Origin of the sequence: Pseudomonas sp. WS 5079 (assembly GCF_012985465.1) — a bacterium.
Lineage (GTDB): Bacteria > Pseudomonadota > Gammaproteobacteria > Pseudomonadales > Pseudomonadaceae > Aquipseudomonas.
This window is the reverse complement of the sequence record NZ_JAAQWN010000004.1, coordinates 406,492-425,973: the sequence shown is the minus strand read 5'-3', so window position 1 is coordinate 425,973 and position 19,482 is coordinate 406,492. Positions and strand designations below refer to the sequence as shown.

Genomic DNA, 19,482 nt, shown 5'->3' with positions numbered 1-19,482 from the left:
TGCTTGCCTGACTTTGTCCAAGGACACCCCACATGTTAATGCGTTGGCTTGCAGTACCCGCCCTGATGATGGCCTTTGGTGGTGTCGCCATGGCCGCCGATTGCCCGACGTTGCTTGAAGGCCAATTGCCGAAGTTGCGCGCCAAGGAATCCATCGATCTGTGCCAGCGCTTTGCCGGCAAGCCCCTGGTGATCGTCAATACCGCCAGCTTTTGTGGGTTCGCCCCGCAGTTCAAGGGCCTGGAGGCGTTGTATCAGCGCTACAAGGGCGATGGCCTGGAAGTGATTGGCGTGCCTTCCGATGACTTCAAGCAGGAAGCCAAGACGGGCGAGGAGACGGCCAAGGTCTGCTACGTGAATTACGGCGTGACCTTCACCATGACCGAGCCACAGAAGGTCAGGGGCCCTGATGCGGTACACCTGTTCAAGGTCCTGGCCGAACAAAGCAATGCGCCGAAATGGAATTTCTACAAGTACGTGGTAGATCGCCAGGGCAAGGTGATCGCCAGCTTCTCCAGCCTGACCAAGCCGGACAGCCCGGAGCTGATTGAGGCTGTGGAGCAGGCGCTGGCATCCAAGCCCTGATTATCGGCCACTAAAAAGCCCCGCCTCCTGTGCAGGAGAGCGGGGCTTTTTTATGCAGCGTTGGATCAGAACTTGTACGTCATGCCCAGGCCAAAACCGTTGGCGCTGTTTTCATATTTGGCGTTGTACGTCTGGCCCAGCTTGTTGTGGCTGTTGACCTTGATGTCTTCTTCCTGGAGGTACGAGTAAGCCAGGTCGATGGTCATGTTATCCATGACCGCGTAGCCCAGGCCAACACTGAAGATTGTCCGGTCGCCGGTAGGGATACGTGGCGAACGATTAGTGTTGTTGGTAGGCGACTGGTCGAAGGTCAGGCCGGTCCGCAGGACCACTTGCTTGGTCAGCTGGTACGAGGTACCGACTGCGTAAGCCCAGGTGTCGTGCCAGTTCTGTTCTTCCGTGATGGTGCCCACCAGCTGTGGTGCTGCACCGCCGCCGTTGCCCGCAGTGACACCTTCGTTGTTGACGGTGATGTCTTTCAGGCGGCTCCAGCGTGTCCAGGTCGCACCGGCATACAGCTTCCAGGCATCGCTCATGTCCTGGGTCACCGACAGGTCCCAGGATTCAGGGGTGTCGATCTTCAGCGAAGCGTCGTAGCGGTTGCCGCGCAGCAACTGGCCTGGAACGCCGGTGCCTGGGGACACTTCGGTGTGGCCTTCGAGCTTGTACTTCACTTTCGAGTGGTAGGTCAGGCCCACGCGAGTGGTGTCGGTGGCTTGTACCAGCACGCCAACGTTAAAGCCCAGGGCGGTATCGTCACCCTTGATCTTGATGTTGTTGACGGCGTTAGGCACTTGCGGCAGCGAAACATCCGACTCCAGCGTACCGGCGATGCGGTTGAAGGTCGGACCGAAACCTACGGACACCCGGTCGTTGAAGGCATAGCTGACAGTTGGCTGGAAGGTAATGACCTTCACTTCGCTCTTGCTGCCAAAGCCGCGACCCTGGAAGCCACGTTCGTAGTCAGTGACCAGGCCGAACGGTGCATAGACGCCGAAACCGACTGCCCACTGCTCGTTGAGTTTGTTGGTGTAAAAGCCGAACGGCACGGCAGTGAAAGGCACCATATCGCCTTTGTTGCTACCGGAAGTGTTGGTGTTGCCGCTGACCTGGCTGATATTGGTCGTGGCATCAATCGCTGCAACACCGCCTGTGACTTGCTGGCCTTCAAGGCGAGCCATACCGGCAGGGTTGCCAAAAACAGTGCTTGCATCATCGGCAGAAGAAGAACGGCCTGCGAAACCGGTACCCATCCCGCTAACACTCTGTTCGTTGAGGGCAAAGCCGCTTGCGAACAGTTGGGAAGAGGCCATGGCAACGGCGAGGCTAAGTGTGGTCTTGAGCATTACTTTTTTCATTATTAGAACTCCGTGGTGATCACCGCTGCGGAAAGTATCAATAAAATTAACTTAGCGCTATAGGCTGTAATGTAGGAGATAGAGCGGTTTTGTAGGACAATCCGACCAAAATTGCCGCTTTTTACCGAATCTTGCAAAGTGCCCGATCAGCAGGCGACCTGATTCATTGGGTTTACACAGGTTTGCCAGGCCTGGGTGTAATCGCGCAGCCGACCCTGGGGGTGAAATATTTCTTTCCAGATACGCGCCATGGCCAGCAGGTCGTCGGGTTGGGGCAGCTCGGGGCGATGTTGTTCCACCAGCGACCAGGCGATGGCGGTGGCGTAACGCAGGTTGACCGCCAGCTCCAGCTGCGGCCCGCTGAGGAAGGCATGCTGGCTGGCGAGGCCGCGCACAAGGCTTGCACGCTCGGGGTCCAGGGCCAGGTAGTTGTCCCACAGGGCTCTGTGACGCGGTTCGGTGATGCGATACAGGCCGTGGCCGCGCCGGTCGTGCAAGGCAGAACCCAGTTCCGATTGGCTGGCGGCAACTCCCAGCAGCAGGGTTTCTGCTGTCTGGCTGTGGCGACCGAGGTAAATCAGCGTGGGTCGGATCACATAACGACACAATTCGCCGGCGGCAATGCCCATAAAACCCTCGAAACCTTGAAAGTGGTCGACGAGGCCTGAGAAGGGGGGCTTGGCAGCGGTGAATCGGATCTCAGGCTCGCCGGAGGCGGATCATGCCGCCTGAGTTGAAGTGTAGTGTCAGATTCACGACGTAAAGGACTGTTTTTAAAATATTTCCGGCCGGTGGTTATAAGCGTTATATCTGTTTGGCCTAAAGGGAACTGCTGAAAAACCGAATCGCGGGCAATAAAAAACCCTGCCTTGCGGGCAGGGTTTTCGATGTTCAGCGTCGGGTCAATCAGGCAACCAGGGCCTGACGGGTACGCTCGATCACGGCCTGCAGCGGTTCTGCGCTGGAGTATTGATCGGGGTACAGGCGTTCGCTGTGACGAGCGATACCGTGTTCGTTGACCAGGGTGAAGCTGAAGCAGCCTTTGCGAGCGGCCATGATCAGGCAGTTCATTGGGGCAAAAGCATTGGTGAGGGTGCGAATGGCATCCTGAGTATGGATTTGAGTGGACATATTATTGGTGTTCCTACAAATGACACGGATAAGATCCGTGCAACGTTAAAACGTTCCAGTGACGCTGATCACCATTGATCATGCGAAGAACCCGACTGGAACAAAGCAGCCAGTTTGAAGCGCTAAATAGTTTGGCGCGCTTGGGCTGGCAGGTAGGTACTTAGGAGGGCAGGCAACACAACAGGGGCAAAGGTTCTGGGCCCAGGGTGAAGATCCTGATCAATTTGCAGGTTGGTTCGGTCAGAGTATGGAAACTTCGCGACACCCTTTGCATTGTTCAAAGGCAGTGTCGTCGCAAGTGATACCTGGAAACCATCGAGGTGGTCGATCCCATCAAGATTGACAGAACTTCTCTTTAGGGAAGCTACATCGCGGGGATTTGTTCGACCAGAATTGACTTTCAGCTTGGTACTAACGCCGCAGATAGTAATGGCTTGAAACAGGTAAAGCAAGTGTGTTAGCCAAAATACTTTACTGGGGCCAGGCCTCGGTCCGGGCTAGTGTGTCACCGGCGTAACGTTTTGCGCCGTGTGAGGGTGGGGATATAACCGCCAGGCAGGTAGTTGTGCACATTGGTTGCGCAGTGTGTCACCAGGATGGTGCGCGGCCGGATTGGCCCACGAATGCCTGCATCGAAAATTTAAGTCAATGAAAAACCTGGCTTTTTTTTATTGGTGAAAAAATCGTCAGTTTAAGCGCGGCCCCCATTCCATGGGCCTTTGCGCGAGTTAAAGCACGGTTGTCCACTGAGTTATCCACAGCTTCTGTGGATTGTCCCGAGCGCTTGCTCTAGAACGGGCGTGCAGGGTTTTTTCAGCTTTACCCGTACGAAAAAAGGAGTAGAGTGGCGCGCCTTCCGTTCTGCCCTACAGTGCTTTATGAAGTTTCGCTCAGTATCACCTTCTGTTACCGACAACCCTGCTAGTGTTACCCCGCCCAAGCGTTTCTCCTTGAAGGTCGCCTTGTGGCTGCTGGATAGCCCCCGCATCGGCGATAACCCCAACATCAAGCATTTCGCCGGACGTTTGCTCAAGCAGCCGGCTCGTGAAGGTGTGGTCGTGGCACAGAGCCGCCTGGGCCTGTTGATGTGTCGCGAGTGCGGCAATGCCCGGGACCGCCGCATCGGCCATGACCTCCTGCGCCAGGCCGCCCGTGCCGGCGACGTGGGCGCCCAGCGTGAATTGGGTCAGCTCAAAGACTGAGCTGTCCACGAAGCGCCTGCTTGGTTAACCTTCCTCTTTTACCGTAATGGCAGGAATGGCTATGGCTTTTGACTGGACCAGTGTGGCACTGGGCCTCGCCGCTGCGGCGTTGCCTCTATCGGTCCTGTGCTGGCAGATCCAGCGCCGCCTGAACGCACGCCGCACCGGTTGGGAACTGCTGGAAGAGCGCCTGGCCACTGGGCAACTGGCCCAGGAAGGCCTGGCCGCGCAACTGGACGCCAGCCGCGACGAGATCAGCGACCTGAGCCAGGCCAATGCGGCCAAGCAGGCGGATCTGGCAGCGGTACGCCGGGAAGTCGAGTTGCTGCAAATCGATCGCGATAACGCGCGGGATGCGGCCCACGCCTGGAACATCGAGCGCTCCGCCAAGGAAGGTGAGCTACGCCGCCTGGATGCCTTGTCGGCCTCCCTGCGCGCCGAACTGCGTGAGCAGCAGGACAGCCATCAACAACGCCTCAACGACCTGCAAGGCTCGCGGGATGAACTGCGTGCGCAGTTCGCCGAGCTGGCCGGGAAAATCTTCGATGAGCGTGAGCAGCGGTTTGCCGAAACCAGCCAGCAGCGTCTGGGGCAATTGCTTGACCCGTTGAAGGAACGCATCCAGTCGTTCGAAAAGCGCGTGGAAGAAAGCTATCAGAATGAAGCGCGCGAGCGTTTTTCCCTGGGCAAGGAGCTGGAGCGCCTGCAGCAATTGAACCTGCGCCTGTCGGACGAAGCCACCAACCTGACCCGCGCCCTCAAGGGACAGAAGACCCAGGGCAACTGGGGCGAACTGATTCTGGAGCGCGTGCTGGAACATGCCGGCCTGGAGAAAGGCCGTGAGTACCAGACCCAGGTCAGCCTCAAGGGCCCGGATGGCGAGCGTTTCCAGCCGGACGTGCTAATCATGTTGCCGGGCGACAAGCAGGTGGTGGTGGACTCCAAGGTCAGCCTGACCGCCTATCAGCAGTACGTGGCGGCCGATGACGAGGTGATCGGCCAGGCCGCCCTCAAGCAGCATGTGCTGTCGTTGCGCAATCATGTCAAAGGCTTGGCCGGCAAGGACTATAAGCGCCTGGAAGGCCTGCACAGCCTGGATTTCGTGTTGTTGTTCGTACCCATCGAGGCGGCGTTTTCGGCCGCGTTGCAGGCCGAGCCGAACCTGTTCCAGGAGGCCTTCGATCGCCATATCGTGATCGTCAGCCCGACCACCTTGCTGGCGACCCTGCGGGTGATCGACAGCCTGTGGAAGCAGGAGCGGCAAAGCCAGAACGCCCGGGAAATCGCCGAACGCGCCGGCTGGCTGTACGACAAGTTCGTGCTGTTTATCCAGGACCTGGATGAAGTCGGCAATCGATTGCAGCAGTTGGATAAGGCTTACAGTGCTGCGCGCAACAAGCTCACAGATGGTCGCGGCAATCTGGTCAGCCGGGTGGAGCAACTCAAGCTGCTGGGTGCGCGGGCCAGTAAAGGCCTGCCTGCCGATCTGCTGGAAAAAGCGATGACTGACGAAGATGGCGTCGCCCAGCTACCTGACTAAACACAGAACTCTATGTGGGAGCGGGCTTGCTCGCGAAAGCAGTGGGCCAGTCAACATCAATGTTTGCTGGGTCGACGTCTTCGCGGCGATCCGACAAGCCCGCTGCCACAGGGGATCTTCGCTGCCTTGAGCATTGCGTTCACTTAACTGAACGGTATTACGGCAAGCCAGCACCCGAACGTTACAACGGCAAATGCCGGTTCAGCAGTGCGCGCAATGCCGCCGGTTTTACCGGCTTGGCCAGGTAATCCAACCCCGCTGCATGTACCTCGGCCACCATCTCCGGACGGCCATCGGCGCTGATCACCACCCCAGGAATCGGCTCCGCCAGTTGCGCGCGCAGCCAGCCCATCAACTCCGTGCCGGTCTCGCCGTGGTCCAGGTGGTAATCCACCAATGCCAATTGCGGGCGCATGCCCTCGGCCAGCAACGCCGCGCATTGCGCCTGGTCGCGTGCGGTCCAGACCTGGCAGCCCCAACGACTCAACAGGCTGCGCATGCCAATCAGGATGCTGTCTTCGTTGTCCACGCACAGCACCTGGGCGCCGCTCAGTGGCAGGCCCTTGTCCGGTGTGGCCTGCACCTGCAAGCTGGTCTGTGCCTTGGCCAGCGGCACACTGACGCTGAACACGCTGCCTTTGCCTGGCCATGAGCGCACGCGCAAGCGGTGACCGAGCACGCGGCACAGCCCGTCGGCAATGGCCAGGCCAAGCCCCAGGCCCTTTTCGGCACGGGTCTGGTGGCTGTCCAGGCGCTTGAACTCTTCGAAGATGACTTTCTGTTTATCCAGCGGGATGCCTGGGCCACGATCCCACACCTCCAAGCGCAGTTCGCCGCGACGCCGTCGTACACCCAGCAGTACCGGGCCGTGGGCATAGCGAAAAGCGTTGGTCAGGAAATTCTGCAGGATTCGCCGCAGCAGCTTGATATCACTGTCGATGCGCAAGCGGCTGCCGCGCAGGCGGAAACTCAAGCCTTGCTCCTGGGCCAGCACCTTGAACTCCGCGCCCAGGGCGTCGAACAGCTCACTCAAGGCAAACGGCTGGCGCTGAGGGTTGATCTTGCCGTTTTCCAGGCGGGAGATATCCAGCAAGTCGCTGATCAGGTCTTCGGCCGAGCGCAGCGAACTGTCCAAGTGCTGCACCAGTTGCCGGGCCTCGCCGGATAAGCCTTCGCTCTGGTGGGAGAGGGCGGCAGAGAACAGTCGCGCCGCGTTCAACGGTTGCATCAGGTCGTGACTGACGGCGGCGAGGAAGCGGGTTTTCGACTGGTTGGCCGACTCGGCCACACCTTTGGCATCGGTCAGGGCCACGTTCAGTTGCGACAGTTCATGGGTGCGCTCGGTGACCCGCTGTTCCAGCCCTTCATTGGCCTCGGTCAGGGCCTGCTCGGCCTCGCGGAACGCAGTAATGTCAGTAAAACTCATGACAAACCCACCGCCCGGCATCGGGTTGCCGATCAACTCGATCACCCGGCCGTTGGGAAACAGCCGTTCCGACGTATGTGCCCGGCCCTGGCGCATCCAGTGCAGGCGCCGCGCCACGTGGACTTCGGCCTCACCCGGGCCGCACAGCCCGCGCTCGGCGTTGTAGCGAATAATGTCGGCAATCGGCCGGCCGACGCTGATCAGGCCGTCGGGATAGTTGAACAGTTCCAGATAGCGACGGTTCCAGGCCACCAGCTTGAGGGACTGATCCACCACACTGATGCCCTGGGTGATGTTCTCGATGGCGCCTTGCAACAGCGCCCGGTTGAACTGCAGCACTTCGGAGGCTTCGTCTGCGATACGGACTACGTCCTCTAGCTGCATTTCGCGGCCTTCAATGGCCGCTTTCACCACCGCCCGTGTGGATGAGGCGCCGAGCACGCCAGCCAGCAGTCGTTCGGTGTGGGCAATCCAGTCGTTGTCGGCGTTCTGGTTGGGGTTAAAGCCTCTGCCTTGGCGATAGGCGAAGCGGATGAAGCTCTGCTGCGCGCGTTCCTCGCCAACAAACCGCGCGGCCAGGCTCAACAGGTCATTGATCTGCACCGACAGCATGGAGCGGGCGCTGGCGCGCTGGCTGGTTTCCTGGCCGATAAAGCGCCCGGCCTGCCAATGCTCCGACACCCGTGTACGCGACAGCACCGAGACCCAGGCAAACAGGGTGAAGTTACCGGCCAAAGACAGCACCACACCCTGGGTCAGTGGCGTGATCGGCAGCCCCAGCGGGTTACCGTGCAGCCAGGCCAGGCCCGGGAAGATATTCAGCGACCAGCCCAGGCTATGGGCGGCAATCGGCAACACCAGGGTGTAGAACCACAGGAAGGTGCCTGCCGCCAGGCCGGCAAACACGCCGCGTCGGTTGGCTTGCTTCCAGTACAGTGCGCCGAGCATCGCCGGTGCCAGTTGGGTCACCGCAGCAAAGGCGATCTGGCCGATGGTCGCCAGGCTGGCGGTGGAACCGAGCAGGCGATAACTGACATAGGCCAGCAGCAGGATAATCACGATGCTGACCCGGCGTACCGAGAGCATCCAGTGGCGGAAGACTTCGAACGGGCGCTCGGCGTTGGTGCGGCGCAGCAGCCAGGGCAGCAACATATCGTTGGAAACCATGGTCGACAGCGCCACGCTCGCGACGATGACCATGCCGGTCGCCGCCGAAGCGCCGCCAATAAACGCCAGCAGCGCCAGGGCCGGATGGGCTTCGGCCAGGGGCAGGCTGATCACGTAGGAGTCCGGCAGCACCGAGCCGGGCAGCAGCATTTTGCCGCCCAGGGCAATCGGCACCACAAACAGCGCAGCCAGCACCAGGTACGCGGGGAACACCCACTTGGCCAGGCGCAGGTCCTGGGGCTCGATGTTCTCCACCACGGTGACGTGGAACTGGCGGGGCAGGCAGATGATCGCCATCATCGCCACGCCAGTCTGCACCACCATCGACGGCCAGTTGACGGTCTCTTTCCAGTACTCCTCCAGCCTCGGCGCGAGCATGGCCTGGCTGAACAGATCGTTGAAACCGTCGTACAGGCCGTAGGTAACAAACGCACCGACGGCGAGAAATGCGAACAGCTTGACCAGGGATTCGAAGGCAATCGCCAGCACCATGCCACGGTGGTGCTCCGTGGCGTCGAGGTTGCGGGTACCGAATACGATGGTGAACAGTGCCAGCACCAGGGACACGATCAGGGCGGTGTCCTGGGCCCGCGTGCCGGTGGCATCGGCACCGGCGCCAATCAGCAGGTTGACCCCCAGCACGATGCCTTTGAGTTGCAGGGCAATATAAGGCAGCACGCCGACCAGGCAGATCAGCGCCACGACCACCGCCAGGGACTGGGATTTGCCATAGCGCGCAGCGATAAAGTCGGCGATGGAGGTAATGTTTTCCTGCTTGCTGATCAGAATCATCTTTTGCAGGACCCAGGGTGCCAGCACCAGGAGCAGGACGGGTCCCAGGTAGATCGGTAAAAATGCCCACAGCTGTTCAGCAGCCTGGCCCACAGCGCCGAAGAAGGTCCAACTGGTGCAGTACACCGCCAGCGACAGGCTATACACCCACGCGCGCACCCGTGGCGGCAGCGGCGCGCGGCGGCGGTCACCGTAGAAGGCGATGGCAAACATAATGGCCATGTAGGCCAGGGCAACGGCGGCGATCAGCCCGCTGGACAGCGTCATGAGTACTCCGGACATAAGAACACCCGGGCATTCCAGGCCCGGGGCGACAGTCTCGCATGATGGCCGGGGTTAGTCAGTGTCGACGAAGGTCGTGTAGGGGCGGTTCCTACGAACGTGGAGGTAGGGTCTTCTGACGCAGGATGTAGATCGTCACCAGCACCGCACTGGTCAACATGAACCCGCGTGCCCAGGGCAATGGCACCAGGTAGCAGGACAGGCCGATGCTCAGCCACATCAGGCCGATGGCGTACACCTTGCCTTTTAATGGAATGCCGTTGCCGTCCAGGTAGTCACGAATCCACGGGCCAAGGCGCGGGTGATTCACCAGCCAGTCATAGAAACGCGGGGAGCTGCGGGCAAAGCAGCCGGCAGCCAGGAGCAGGAAGGGGGTGGTCGGCAAGACCGGCAGGAAGATCCCTATCACCCCGAGTGCGACGCTCAACCAGCCAATGGCCAGCAGCACGTAGCGCACAATCGGGGAGCGGTTGCCCATGGACGCCACGGGCGGGGTACTCAGTGGTGGCGAGGCTTGAGGATCGCCGGTTTTTCGTCGGGGGCGTTGCACAGCAGGTACAGGGCGGTCAGTGCTTCCGGGATCTGTACGATCATGTCGTCCATCAGGTTGGCGTCGCTGGCGATATCGGCGAACTCAGGCTGGTCGTCGAACAGGCCGGAACCGACCATGATCGGCAGCAGCATTTCGCTGACTTCTTCCTCGGCGGTTTCGAACCAGGCGGCTTCACGCAGGAACACACCCTCCATGAAGCCAATGCACCAGCCGCGCAGGTCGGAGTCGTCGGGCTCTTCGCCAAGGTCGAGGTCGCAGGGCAGCTCGAACTCCTCATCGGACGCCAACTGGCGCGAGATGTGCGCCTTGAGCTGGAGCAGGGTTTCTTCGATTTCGGTGCGCTGGGCCTCGTCCTTGTAGTGCGGCTCTTCGGCGAACAGGGCGTCGATCCATTCGCGATCAGGCACCGGTTCGGAACAGATCGACAGCGCAGTCAGGTAGCCGTGGGCGGCCACGTAGTCCAGCGCCTCGTCATGCAGCTCATCGGCATCGAGGAAGGCTTGCAGGCGGTTTAGTTGCTCAGCGAAGGACATTGAAAGACTACCTTGGGAATATACGATGCTGAATTCTAGGCTTTCTTGAGCGTACAGGCCAGCCGCACGGCATATTTGCAAGGTTTTCAGATGGGCCGCTATTCGTCAGTGGCACCCTTTGCCGGGGAGCGCTCGGGTATACTGCCGCGTTTTGTGATGCCCCTGCAGGCCAAATGCGGTTGCGGGAAAAGTTCGCTTACGGATTATTTCCCGGCCAGGCGCGCTTTTTCAGCCAGCCTGTACAGAGGGATTTCGGTGGAATTTGGAGTTTTTCATGCTTGAACAGGCTCAACGCGTCCTCAAGGACATCTTCGGCTACGACAGCTTTCGTGGCCGCCAGGGTGCGATCATTGAGCGCGTGGCCAGCGGCGGTGATGCGCTGGTCCTGATGCCTACCGGTGGCGGCAAGTCGTTGTGCTTCCAGGTGCCGGCATTGTTGCGCGAAGGGCTGGCGGTAGTGGTCTCGCCGTTGATCGCGCTGATGGACGATCAAGTAGCCACCCTGGAAGAGTTGGGCGTCGCCGCCGCCGCCTTGAACTCCACTCTGAGCGCCGAACAGCAACGCGACCTGGCGGCGCGGATCCGCCGTGGCGAAGTGAAGATGCTCTACCTGGCGCCCGAGCGTCTGGTCCAGCCGCGGATGCTGGCGTTCCTGCAAAGCCTGGAGATCTCCCTGTTCGCTATCGACGAGGCCCACTGTGTATCCCAGTGGGGCCACGATTTCCGCCGTGAATACCTGCAGTTGGGGCAACTGGCGGAACTGTTCCCCAATGTGCCGCGCATCGCCCTGACCGCCACGGCCGACAAGCGCACCCGCGAGGAAATCGTCGAGCGCCTGCACCTGCAGAACGCCGAGCGTTTTCTCTCCAGCTTCGACCGTCCCAACATCTTTTACCGCATCGTGCCCAAGGAACAGCCACGCAAGCAGTTGCTGGCGTTCCTCTCCGAGCGGCGCAGCGATGCCGGGATCGTCTACTGCCTGTCGCGCAAGAAGGTCGATGAAGTGGCGGCGTTCCTGTGTGAGCAGGGCTATCCCGCGCTGCCTTACCATGCCGGCCTGCCCAACGAGTTGCGGGCCTATCACCAGAAGCGCTTCCTTAACGAGGAAGGCCTGATCATGGTGGCGACCATTGCGTTTGGCATGGGCATCGACAAATCCAACGTGCGCTTCGTGGCCCATATGGACCTGCCCAAGTCCCTTGAGGCGTACTACCAGGAAACCGGGCGTGCCGGTCGCGATGGCCTGCCGGCGGATGCCTGGATGGTCTACGGCCTGCAGGATGTGGTGATGCTCAAGCAGATGCTGCAGAACTCCGAAGGCGATGAGCGCCACAAGCGCCTGGAGCAGCACAAGCTCGACGCCATGCTGTCGCTGTGCGAAGAAACCCGCTGCCGTCGCCAGACCTTGCTCGCCTATTTCGACGAAGACATGCCCCAGCCTTGTGGGCATTGCGACAACTGTGTGGACGGCGTGCAGACCTGGGACGCTACCGAGCCGGCGCGCCAAGGCTTGTCGGCGATCTTCCGGACCGGCCAGCGTTATGGCGTCGGCCATCTGGTGGATGTACTGCTGGGCAAGGACAACGAAAAAATCCGCAGCTTTGGCCATCAGCACCTATCGGTGTACGGCGTAGGCAAGGCGCGTGCTGAAGGCGAATGGCGCTCGCTGTTCCGCCAGATGGTGGCACGCGGCCTGGTGGATATCGACCTGGAAGGCTACGGCGGCCTGCGCCTGAACGACAGTTGCCGGCCACTGCTCAAGGGCGAGGTCAGCCTGGAGCTGCGCCGCGACCTCAAGCCGCAGACCACTGCCAAATCCAGCAGTACCAGCCAGGCCAGCCAATTGGTGCGGGGCGAAGAGCGCGAACAGTGGGAAGCCCTGCGTGCCTTGCGCCGCAAGCTGGCGCAAGAGCACAGCGTGCCGCCCTACGTCATCTTCCCCGACTCCACGTTGCTGGAAATGTTGCGCGAGCAACCGACCACCATGGCCGAAATGGCCCGGGTCAGTGGCGTCGGCGCGCGCAAGCTTGAGCGTTATGGCCAGGCCTTCCTGGAAGTCCTTGGTGGCCAGGCCGAGGCACCCAAGGAAATCGCCGATATCCGCCACGAATTGATCAGCCTGGCCCGCGCCGGCATGACCCCGATCCAGATCGCCGGGCAGTTGCAGTGCTCGGAAAAAAACGTCTACACCTTGCTGGCCGAGTCCATTGGCAAACAGCAATTGTCTCTGGAGCAGGCCCTGGATCTGCCGGAAGATTTGCTGGGTGAAATCCAGGATGCGTTTCTCGACGGCGAGGGCGAGTTGCCACCGGTGTCCGACATCGCGCCGCTGTTCACCGGGCGGGTGCCGGAGGGTGTTTTGTACTGTGTGCGGGCCGCTTTGCAGTCGGAATTCGAGATTTGATGCGCCAATTACGACAATGTAACGAATCAGTACATTGCAAGCCTTGCCTACTGTCATAGGTCATGCTTAGCTGACTAATAATTAGCCACACTTTATTTTCAGTCTAATCCATGAGTTTTTTATGCCGTTAACCGATCAACACCGTTTTGGCATGCAGTTGGCGCAAATGTCCCGTGGTTGGCGCGCCGAACTGGATCGCCGCCTGGCTGGGCTGGGGTTGTCCCAGGCGCGCTGGCTGGTGCTGCTGCATCTGGCCCGCTTTGAAGAAGCACCGACCCAGCGTGAGCTGGCCCAGAGTGTCGGGGTGGAAGGGCCTACATTGGCGCGCCTGCTCGATAGCCTGGAGAGCCAGGGCCTGGTGCAACGCCAGGCTGTGCTGGAAGACCGGCGTGCCAAGCGCATTGTGTTGTGTGATCCAGCAAGGCCGTTGATCGATCAAATCGAGACCATTGCCACGGCTTTGCGCCAGGAGCTGTTTGTGGGGGTCGATGAAGACGAGATGCGGGTGTGCATGCGTGTGCATGGGCATATTCTGGCGAACCTGGAAAAGACCTGATCCGATTACGCCGCTGATCAAAATGTGGGAGCGGGCTTGCTCGCGAAAGAGGTGTGTCAGTCAATGTATCCGGTGACTGAACCACTGCTTTCGCGAGCAAGCCCTCTCCCACACAAGCCTGCTCCACCTCGGCTAAGCGTTGTTGTTAGAACGTCTGCCCAAGATTCAGATACACCGCCTTCTGATTGTCATCATTAAACCCATAGCTAAAGTTCAACGGCCCCAGCGGTGTATCAAACCCGAGGAAGATGCTCGCGGCATTGATATAGCCACTGTCGAACTCATTGTCGTTGTTCCACGCCCGCCCGCGTTCCAGGGAGGCGCCCAGGTACAGCGGGAAGTCCAACGGCAAGTAGGAGCGTGGGGTCAGGCGGCGGTAGTAGACCGCGCGCATCAGGCTGACGTTCTGCCCGGAAATCGCATCCTGGCGGAACCCTGACAGCTGCCGCGCACCGCCCAGCAGGAAGCTGGAAATCACCACGTCGGAATCATCCAGGGTGCGCCCGTAGCGCCCGCCCAGTACCAGGGTGTCCGGGCCGTGGCTCATGGCCTTGTCCAGCTTGAACTCCCATTGCCGGTAGCGCTGGTCGGAGCCCAGGCCCGGTTCGAATTCGCGGTAGGCCAGGCCAATATCTTCACCGGTATGGGGGAAGTACACGTTGTCCAGGGAGTCGAAGGAGTACTTCAGTTCATAGAAACCCTCGTTGAAGCTCACGCTGGGCAAGTCGCGGTCGCCGATGCGCACATCGGCCTTGCCCCAGGCTTCGCCGACGCCGAAGCGGATTTCGCCGCTGTTGCCGATCTGCCGGCCAACGTTCAGGCCAAACCCATAGCGCTCCAGACGGTATTCGGAGATCGGGTCGTTATCCAGGATCAGTTCGACGTTCTGCGCCTGCGCGCTGATATAGGGTGCGACGAAGTAACGCGAGCCGGTATCCATCGGCTGGTAGAACTCACTGTACAGCTCCTGCCGATCGCCGATCTGCACCCTGGTGAGCCATTCGGCGCCAAGGCGGTTGATGCCGTTGACGCGGTAGCTGGCGCCGAGGTTGAACGCGCTGTCGCCGCGCATGTCATCGGACAGGTTGAGCCCCAGGCGTAGGTAGTCGGTGCCGCTGCGTTTGCCGCGCGCGCTGATGACCAGGGTGTTGTCCGGGCCTTTTTTCACCACGCGGTATTGCACCTGCTCGAAGTAATCCAGGCCGTACAGGGTGCCCATGTCCGATTGCAGGCGGGCCAGGTTCAGTGGTTCGCCAATGGGTTGGCGGATGTAGTAGCGGATCACGTCGTCGCCGACTTTAGAGTCGTTCTCCACCTTGATCGCGGTAATTGTCGGGTTGCGCTGGCCTGGGGTGCGGGCGGCGGTCAGTTCGGCGTCCACCGACCCGGTTGGGCGCAAGCGTGCCAGGCGGGTATCCAGGGCCCTCGTGGCGCGGTAGCCGGCGTCGATCATGTCCTTGGCGCGGCCAAAATCGGTCACGCCATATGCGGCCAAGGGTGGCTGGATCAGCACGTCGCCTGGGTGCAGGGCCTTGAGTTGCTCCTCGGAGTTGCGGCGGGTCATCAGGGTGATGGACTGGTTGAGCACATCCACCACCGTCGCCAGTTGCTTGCGGTTGCGCAACGGCGTGCCGATATCCACCACGATGGCGATATTGACTCCCATCTCCCGCGCCACATCCAGGGGGATGTTATCGGTCATGCCGCCATCCACCAGCAGCCGGCCGTCCAGTTCTACCGGGGCGAACACTGCGGGGATCGACATGCTGGCGCGAATCACCTGAGGCAGATGGCCCTTGCGAAACACCACTTTCTCGCCGCTGGTGATGTCGGTGGCCACCGCGCGAAAGGGAATCGGCAGCTTGTCGAAGTCGCGGGTATTGCTGCTGTGGGCGAACATGCTCTCCAGCAGCAGCGCCAGGTTCTGGCCTTGGATCACGCCCAGGGGCAGGCCCAGGCTGCCGTCGTCGCGAAAGCTCAGTTTCTGCTTGATCAGGAAGTCTCGGTCATCCTGCTTGCGCCGGAACGGCACGTCTTCCCTGGGCGGGGCGTCGGACAGCGCCAATTGCCAGTCGATGCTCAGTGCCAGTTTTTCCAGTTCGTCGATCTTGTAGCCCGACGCGTACAGCCCGCCAATCACCGCGCCCATGCTGGTGCCGGCAATCGCATCGATGTGGATGCCTTGCTCTTCGAGGGCCTTGAGCACGCCGATGTGCGCCAGGCCACGGGCGGCGCCGCCGGAAAGCACCAGGCCGATTTTCGGGCGTGGGGCTTCAACGGCTTGGGCAAGGACAGGGAGCAGGCACAGCAACAGGCAGGACAACAGGCGGCGCATCATCAATCTCGGGGCTGGGCGGCAAAGGCCGGTATTATAGCCATCCGATCCACCTGTCTCGTCATCTCAGGAGTTCTTCATTTTATGTCCGCATCCAAGCCCGAGATTGTCATCACCTATTGCACCCAATGTCAGTGGCTGCTGCGCGCCGCGTGGCTGGCCCAGGAACTGCTGAGCACCTTTGCCGACGACCTCGGCAAAGTCGCCCTGGAGCCGGCGACCGGCGGGGCGTTTCGCATCACCTGCGACGGCGTACAGATCTGGGAGCGCAAGGCCGATGGCGGTTTCCCGGAGGCCAAGGTGCTCAAGCAGCGGGTGCGCGACCAGATCGCCCCAGAACGGGACCTGGGGCACAACGACCGGACTTCTTAGGCGACACTGCCGGCGCATGGCCGGCAGTGTGGGGTGGTTTATTTGGCGGCCATTTTATTCTTGATCCAGCCGACGACAAACGTCAGTACCAGGCCGCCGACACCGCCGCCGACGATATTGCTGCCCACGGCGGCAACATCCAGTGCGCCACCGGCTGGCATGCCAGTGATCGCCGCGACGATCTGCCCCAGCACCAGGCCGCCGACGCCACCGACCACCGTATTGAGCCCGGAGCCCAGGCCTTGCTTGCTCAGGCCGGCAATGTTGCCGCCAACTGCGCCACTGATGATCTGAATGATCAGGGGGATGAACATGTCCATGGTGAAACTCCTGCATAGCATTAAGGGAGCGACCACTCGCATGCAGCAACTTCAAGGACCACGGCTGTCGTCGAGGAGTCTGTATCCGTTGAACGACAGCTGACTGTTGCGGATAGGAAAAGTATAGATCAGGCCATGGCCGGCGGCTGTTTGGCCTTGGCCGGGCGGCTCATCAAGCCCGAGACGACGATGGCGGCAATGATCAGCGCGCCGCCCAGCAACATGCGCAGGGTCGGGGTTTCGCTGAACAGCAGCCAGGCTACGGTGATGCCATACACCGGCTCCATGGCGAACACCACCGCGGCGGTGCGCGCCTTGAGCACCTTGAGGCTGGCGACAAACAAACTGTGGGCCAGGCCGGTACAAAACACCCCCAGCAGACCGATCCACAACCAGTCCAGGGCACGTACCTCGCCAAGGCCTGGAGCGGCGACGGGCAGCAGGCACACGGCGACCACTACGTTTTGGCACAGGGCTGCCTGCACCGGGGGAATGCTGGCGCTGGCGCGGTTGTTCAACGAGAGCAACGAGAACAGCAGGCCCGAGACCACGGCCCAGACCAGGCCGCTGGTGGCTTGGCTGGCCAGGTCGAAGTCCGGGGTGACGAGCACCAGGCCGACGCTGACCAGCACCACCAGTACCATTTCATTGGCGCGGATCCGCTCGCGGAAGATCAGGCCTTCAAGGATCACCGTGAACGCCGGGAACGTGGCGAATCCCAGCGTCGCAATCGCCACCCCCGCCACTTTTACCGCGATGAAGAAACTCACCCAGTGCCCGGCCAGCAGCAGGCCGCTGAGCAGCAGGCGCCGCAGGTCAGCGCTGTAGAGTTTTTGCCACGGTGTGCTGCTGGCAAAACGCGCGAACAGCATCAGGGCCAGCACCGCGAAAGCGGCACGGCCAAACACAATAATGCTCGGCGAGGCGGCGGCGAGTTTGCCGAAGACGCCAGTAAGGCCAAACATCAGTGCACCGATGTGCAGGGCGCCGAGGGCAGTGCGCGGGGTCATGACAATCCTTAAAGCAGTGGGCAGGCAGGCATCCAGTCTAGAGCGCCTGGCGCCTGGGTGTCTGTCGTGGGAATCGCCGGTTTTATCGCAGGACTAGCGCCCGTTGTCGAGCCGGCGCAGGGCCCCGGGCGAGCTGCCGAACGCGCGCAACATCGCTGCGGCAAACGCACTTTGCGAACCGTAGCCAACCCGCGCGGCGATCTCGCCAATCGGCAGGTGGCTGTCGCGCAGCAAGCCACGGGCCATGTGCAGGCGGCGGTTGCGGATGTAGTCCATGGGGGTCAGCCCGCATTCGGCGATAAAGCGTGCGTGCAGGCGGGCGACGGACATATCCGCCAGCCGCGCCAGATCCGCGACCTGCAGCGGGTAGGCCGCATGCTGGTCGATATGGGCGTTGAATGCGCCATAGGGCAGGCGTCGCGCGCCGGCTTGAGCCTGCGGCTGGCCATTGAGCGTAGCCAATAACAGCACCGCGCCTTGCTGGGCGATCAGTGGGTCATCCAGGGCGCCGCTCGCCAGCCAGTTGACCAATTGGCCCTGGCGGGCATCCAGGGTCACCCGGGCCGGTTGGTCGAGCAGGCGGCGACTGGCATCCGCGTGCTCGCCCAAAGATTGCACCATCCACTGTTCGTCGGGCACATCCAGCACCAGGCATTGGCTGCCCCGGGGGCTGCCACAGCTGTGGTGGGTGGAGAAGGGCAGGACCATCACCCCTTGTGGGCAAATCTCGCCGCCCATGCCTTCGACCTCGAAATCCAGGCGGCCGGCCAGGCCGAACACCAGTTGCGCGTGGTCATGGCTATGGGCAATCAGGTCATGGGTGTAATGGCGCAGCGTGAGGGTCGGTCTCATCGCAATCTCCCGGGCAGGCCGGCAGTTTACACCGCCCGACGGGCGGCGGGCGCTGTCATCTGACTGACGCAAGACTGTCATGGGCTATTAATTGCCCGGGAGCAAGCTGGCGAAAACACCCTCGAGGTATGCCATGACCAGCGCCGAGCTCGCCAAACCCAGCCGCAAGCAACGGGTTCGTACCCTGTGGATCTCCGACGTGCACCTGGGCACCCGGGACTGCCAGGCGGAACATCTGTCGCAGTTCCTCAAGGGCTACCATGCCGACAAGGTGTACCTGGTGGGCGATATCATCGACGGCTGGAAAATGCGCGGCGGCATGTATTGGCCCCAGGCCCATACGAACGTGATCCGCCGCCTGCTGACCATGAGCAAGCGCGGCACCGAGGTGATCTACGTCACTGGCAACCACGACGAGTTCCTGCGCCGCTATTCAAAGCTGATCCTGGGCAATATCCAACTGGTGGACGAAGCGGTGCATGTGACCGCCGATGGCCGGCATTTGCTGGTGATCCACGGCGACCAGTTCGACGTGATCACCCGCTACCACCGCTGGCTGGCGTTTCTTGGCGATTCGGCCTACGAATTCACCCTGACCCTCAACCGCTGGTTGAACCACTGGCGGGCGCGTTATGGATATGGCTACTGGTCGCTGTCGGCGTACCTCAAGCACAAGGTGAAGACAGCGGTGAGCTTTATCAGCGATTTCGAGGAAGCCATCGCCCACGAAGTGACCAAGCGCGACTTGCACGGCGTAGTGTGCGGGCATATCCACCATGCGGAGATTCGCAAAGTGGGCGAGGTGGACTACCTCAATTGTGGGGATTGGGTGGAGTCGTGCACGGCATTGATCGAGCACTGGGATGGGCATATCGAGTTGTATCGGTTGGCGGATGCCCAGGCCAGGGAGGCGCAGGTCAAGGCCGAGATGGTTGCGGGCTGAAGATCGCCTCGGTCAAAAATGTGGGAGCGGGCTTGCTCGCGAATGCGGTGTATCAGTCAACATATCCATCACTGACCCACCGCATTCGCGAGCAAGCCCGCTCCCACATTTGATTCGGTTTC

17 protein-coding genes are annotated in these 19,482 nt (G+C 61.1%); 7 read left to right on the top strand and 10 right to left on the bottom strand.

Annotated elements, in window-relative coordinates; all coding sequences use genetic code 11:
• Positions 1 to 32: 32 nt before the first annotated feature.
• Positions 33 to 584 carry a redoxin domain-containing protein gene (locus HBO05_RS13535; RefSeq protein ID WP_169955254.1) on the top strand — a complete coding sequence of 184 codons (552 nt, stop codon included), beginning with the start codon at positions 33 to 35 and terminating at the stop codon, positions 582 to 584.
• Between the two features lie 65 nt (positions 585 to 649).
• Here HBO05_RS13535 and HBO05_RS13530 read toward each other — a convergent pair whose 3' ends face one another.
• The 3 genes from HBO05_RS13530 to HBO05_RS13520 form a co-directional block, all read right to left on the bottom strand.
• Positions 650 to 1,942: an outer membrane protein transport protein gene (locus tag HBO05_RS13530; RefSeq protein ID WP_169955255.1), complete on the bottom strand. Its 1,293-nt coding sequence runs from the start codon at positions 1,940 to 1,942 to the stop codon at positions 650 to 652.
• A gap of 146 nt (positions 1,943 to 2,088) precedes the next feature.
• Positions 2,089 to 2,571 carry a hypothetical protein gene (locus HBO05_RS13525; RefSeq protein ID WP_169955256.1) on the bottom strand — a complete coding sequence of 161 codons (483 nt, stop codon included), beginning with the start codon at positions 2,569 to 2,571 and terminating at the stop codon, positions 2,089 to 2,091.
• Between the two features lie 277 nt (positions 2,572 to 2,848).
• On the bottom strand, positions 2,849 to 3,073 hold the full coding sequence (locus tag HBO05_RS13520; protein ID WP_007898912.1) for a hypothetical protein: 225 nt from the start codon (positions 3,071 to 3,073) through the stop codon (positions 2,849 to 2,851).
• 878 nt (positions 3,074 to 3,951) lie between these two features.
• On the opposite strand from HBO05_RS13520, the gene HBO05_RS13515 reads away from it, so the two are divergent.
• The gene (locus HBO05_RS13515) at positions 3,952 to 4,275 is read left to right on the top strand and encodes a sel1 repeat family protein (protein WP_169955257.1); all 324 of its coding nucleotides are present in this window, start codon (positions 3,952 to 3,954) and stop codon (positions 4,273 to 4,275) included.
• Positions 4,276 to 4,450: 175 nt separating this feature from the next.
• Positions 4,451 to 5,815: a DNA recombination protein RmuC gene (gene rmuC, locus HBO05_RS13510; protein WP_172312964.1), complete on the top strand. Its 1,365-nt coding sequence runs from the start codon at positions 4,451 to 4,453 to the stop codon at positions 5,813 to 5,815.
• A 181-nt stretch (positions 5,816 to 5,996) separates the two neighbouring features.
• Here rmuC and HBO05_RS13505 read toward each other — a convergent pair whose 3' ends face one another.
• From HBO05_RS13505 to HBO05_RS13495, 3 genes are all read right to left on the bottom strand, one after another.
• Positions 5,997 to 9,467, bottom strand: a complete 3,471-nt coding sequence (locus HBO05_RS13505) for a PAS domain-containing hybrid sensor histidine kinase/response regulator (RefSeq protein ID WP_172312873.1) — start codon at positions 9,465 to 9,467, stop codon at positions 5,997 to 5,999.
• Positions 9,468 to 9,573: 106 nt separating this feature from the next.
• On the bottom strand, positions 9,574 to 9,960 hold the full coding sequence (locus HBO05_RS13500) for a YbaN family protein (RefSeq protein ID WP_169955888.1): 387 nt from the start codon (positions 9,958 to 9,960) through the stop codon (positions 9,574 to 9,576).
• Between the two features lie 20 nt (positions 9,961 to 9,980).
• Positions 9,981 to 10,568 carry a YecA family protein gene (locus HBO05_RS13495; RefSeq protein WP_169955890.1) on the bottom strand — a complete coding sequence of 196 codons (588 nt, stop codon included), beginning with the start codon at positions 10,566 to 10,568 and terminating at the stop codon, positions 9,981 to 9,983.
• Positions 10,569 to 10,842: 274 nt separating this feature from the next.
• Here HBO05_RS13495 and recQ point away from each other — a divergent pair, with 274 nt between their 5' ends.
• On the top strand, positions 10,843 to 12,972 hold the full coding sequence (gene recQ, locus HBO05_RS13490; protein WP_029292447.1) for a DNA helicase RecQ: 2,130 nt from the start codon (positions 10,843 to 10,845) through the stop codon (positions 12,970 to 12,972).
• Positions 12,973 to 13,093: 121 nt separating this feature from the next.
• Entirely contained in the window at positions 13,094 to 13,528 is a 435-nt protein-coding gene (locus HBO05_RS13485; protein ID WP_172312871.1) for a MarR family transcriptional regulator, read from the top strand.
• A 145-nt stretch (positions 13,529 to 13,673) separates the two neighbouring features.
• Here the strand turns inward: HBO05_RS13485 and HBO05_RS13480 are convergent, their stop codons facing one another.
• On the bottom strand, positions 13,674 to 15,863 hold the full coding sequence (locus HBO05_RS13480; protein WP_172312869.1) for a patatin-like phospholipase family protein: 2,190 nt from the start codon (positions 15,861 to 15,863) through the stop codon (positions 13,674 to 13,676).
• A gap of 84 nt (positions 15,864 to 15,947) precedes the next feature.
• On the opposite strand from HBO05_RS13480, the gene HBO05_RS13475 reads away from it, so the two are divergent.
• A complete protein-coding gene (locus HBO05_RS13475; RefSeq protein ID WP_169955898.1) occupies positions 15,948 to 16,235 on the top strand; it encodes a SelT/SelW/SelH family protein in 288 nt (95 codons plus the stop codon).
• A 38-nt stretch (positions 16,236 to 16,273) separates the two neighbouring features.
• On the opposite strand, the gene HBO05_RS13470 is transcribed toward HBO05_RS13475, so the two are convergent.
• The 3 genes from HBO05_RS13470 to HBO05_RS13460 form a co-directional block, all read right to left on the bottom strand.
• The gene (locus HBO05_RS13470) at positions 16,274 to 16,555 is read right to left on the bottom strand and encodes a hypothetical protein (protein ID WP_169955899.1); all 282 of its coding nucleotides are present in this window, start codon (positions 16,553 to 16,555) and stop codon (positions 16,274 to 16,276) included.
• A 128-nt stretch (positions 16,556 to 16,683) separates the two neighbouring features.
• Positions 16,684 to 17,565 (bottom strand): DMT family transporter, encoded by an 882-nt coding sequence (locus HBO05_RS13465; protein ID WP_170042606.1) that lies wholly within the window; start codon positions 17,563 to 17,565, stop codon positions 16,684 to 16,686.
• A 93-nt stretch (positions 17,566 to 17,658) separates the two neighbouring features.
• A complete protein-coding gene (locus HBO05_RS13460) occupies positions 17,659 to 18,417 on the bottom strand; it encodes an AraC family transcriptional regulator (protein WP_172312867.1) in 759 nt (252 codons plus the stop codon).
• 133 nt (positions 18,418 to 18,550) lie between these two features.
• Between HBO05_RS13460 and HBO05_RS13455 the strand changes: the two genes are divergently transcribed.
• Positions 18,551 to 19,360, top strand: a complete 810-nt coding sequence (locus HBO05_RS13455; protein ID WP_172312865.1) for a UDP-2,3-diacylglucosamine diphosphatase — start codon at positions 18,551 to 18,553, stop codon at positions 19,358 to 19,360.
• Positions 19,361 to 19,482: the final 122 nt, after the last annotated feature.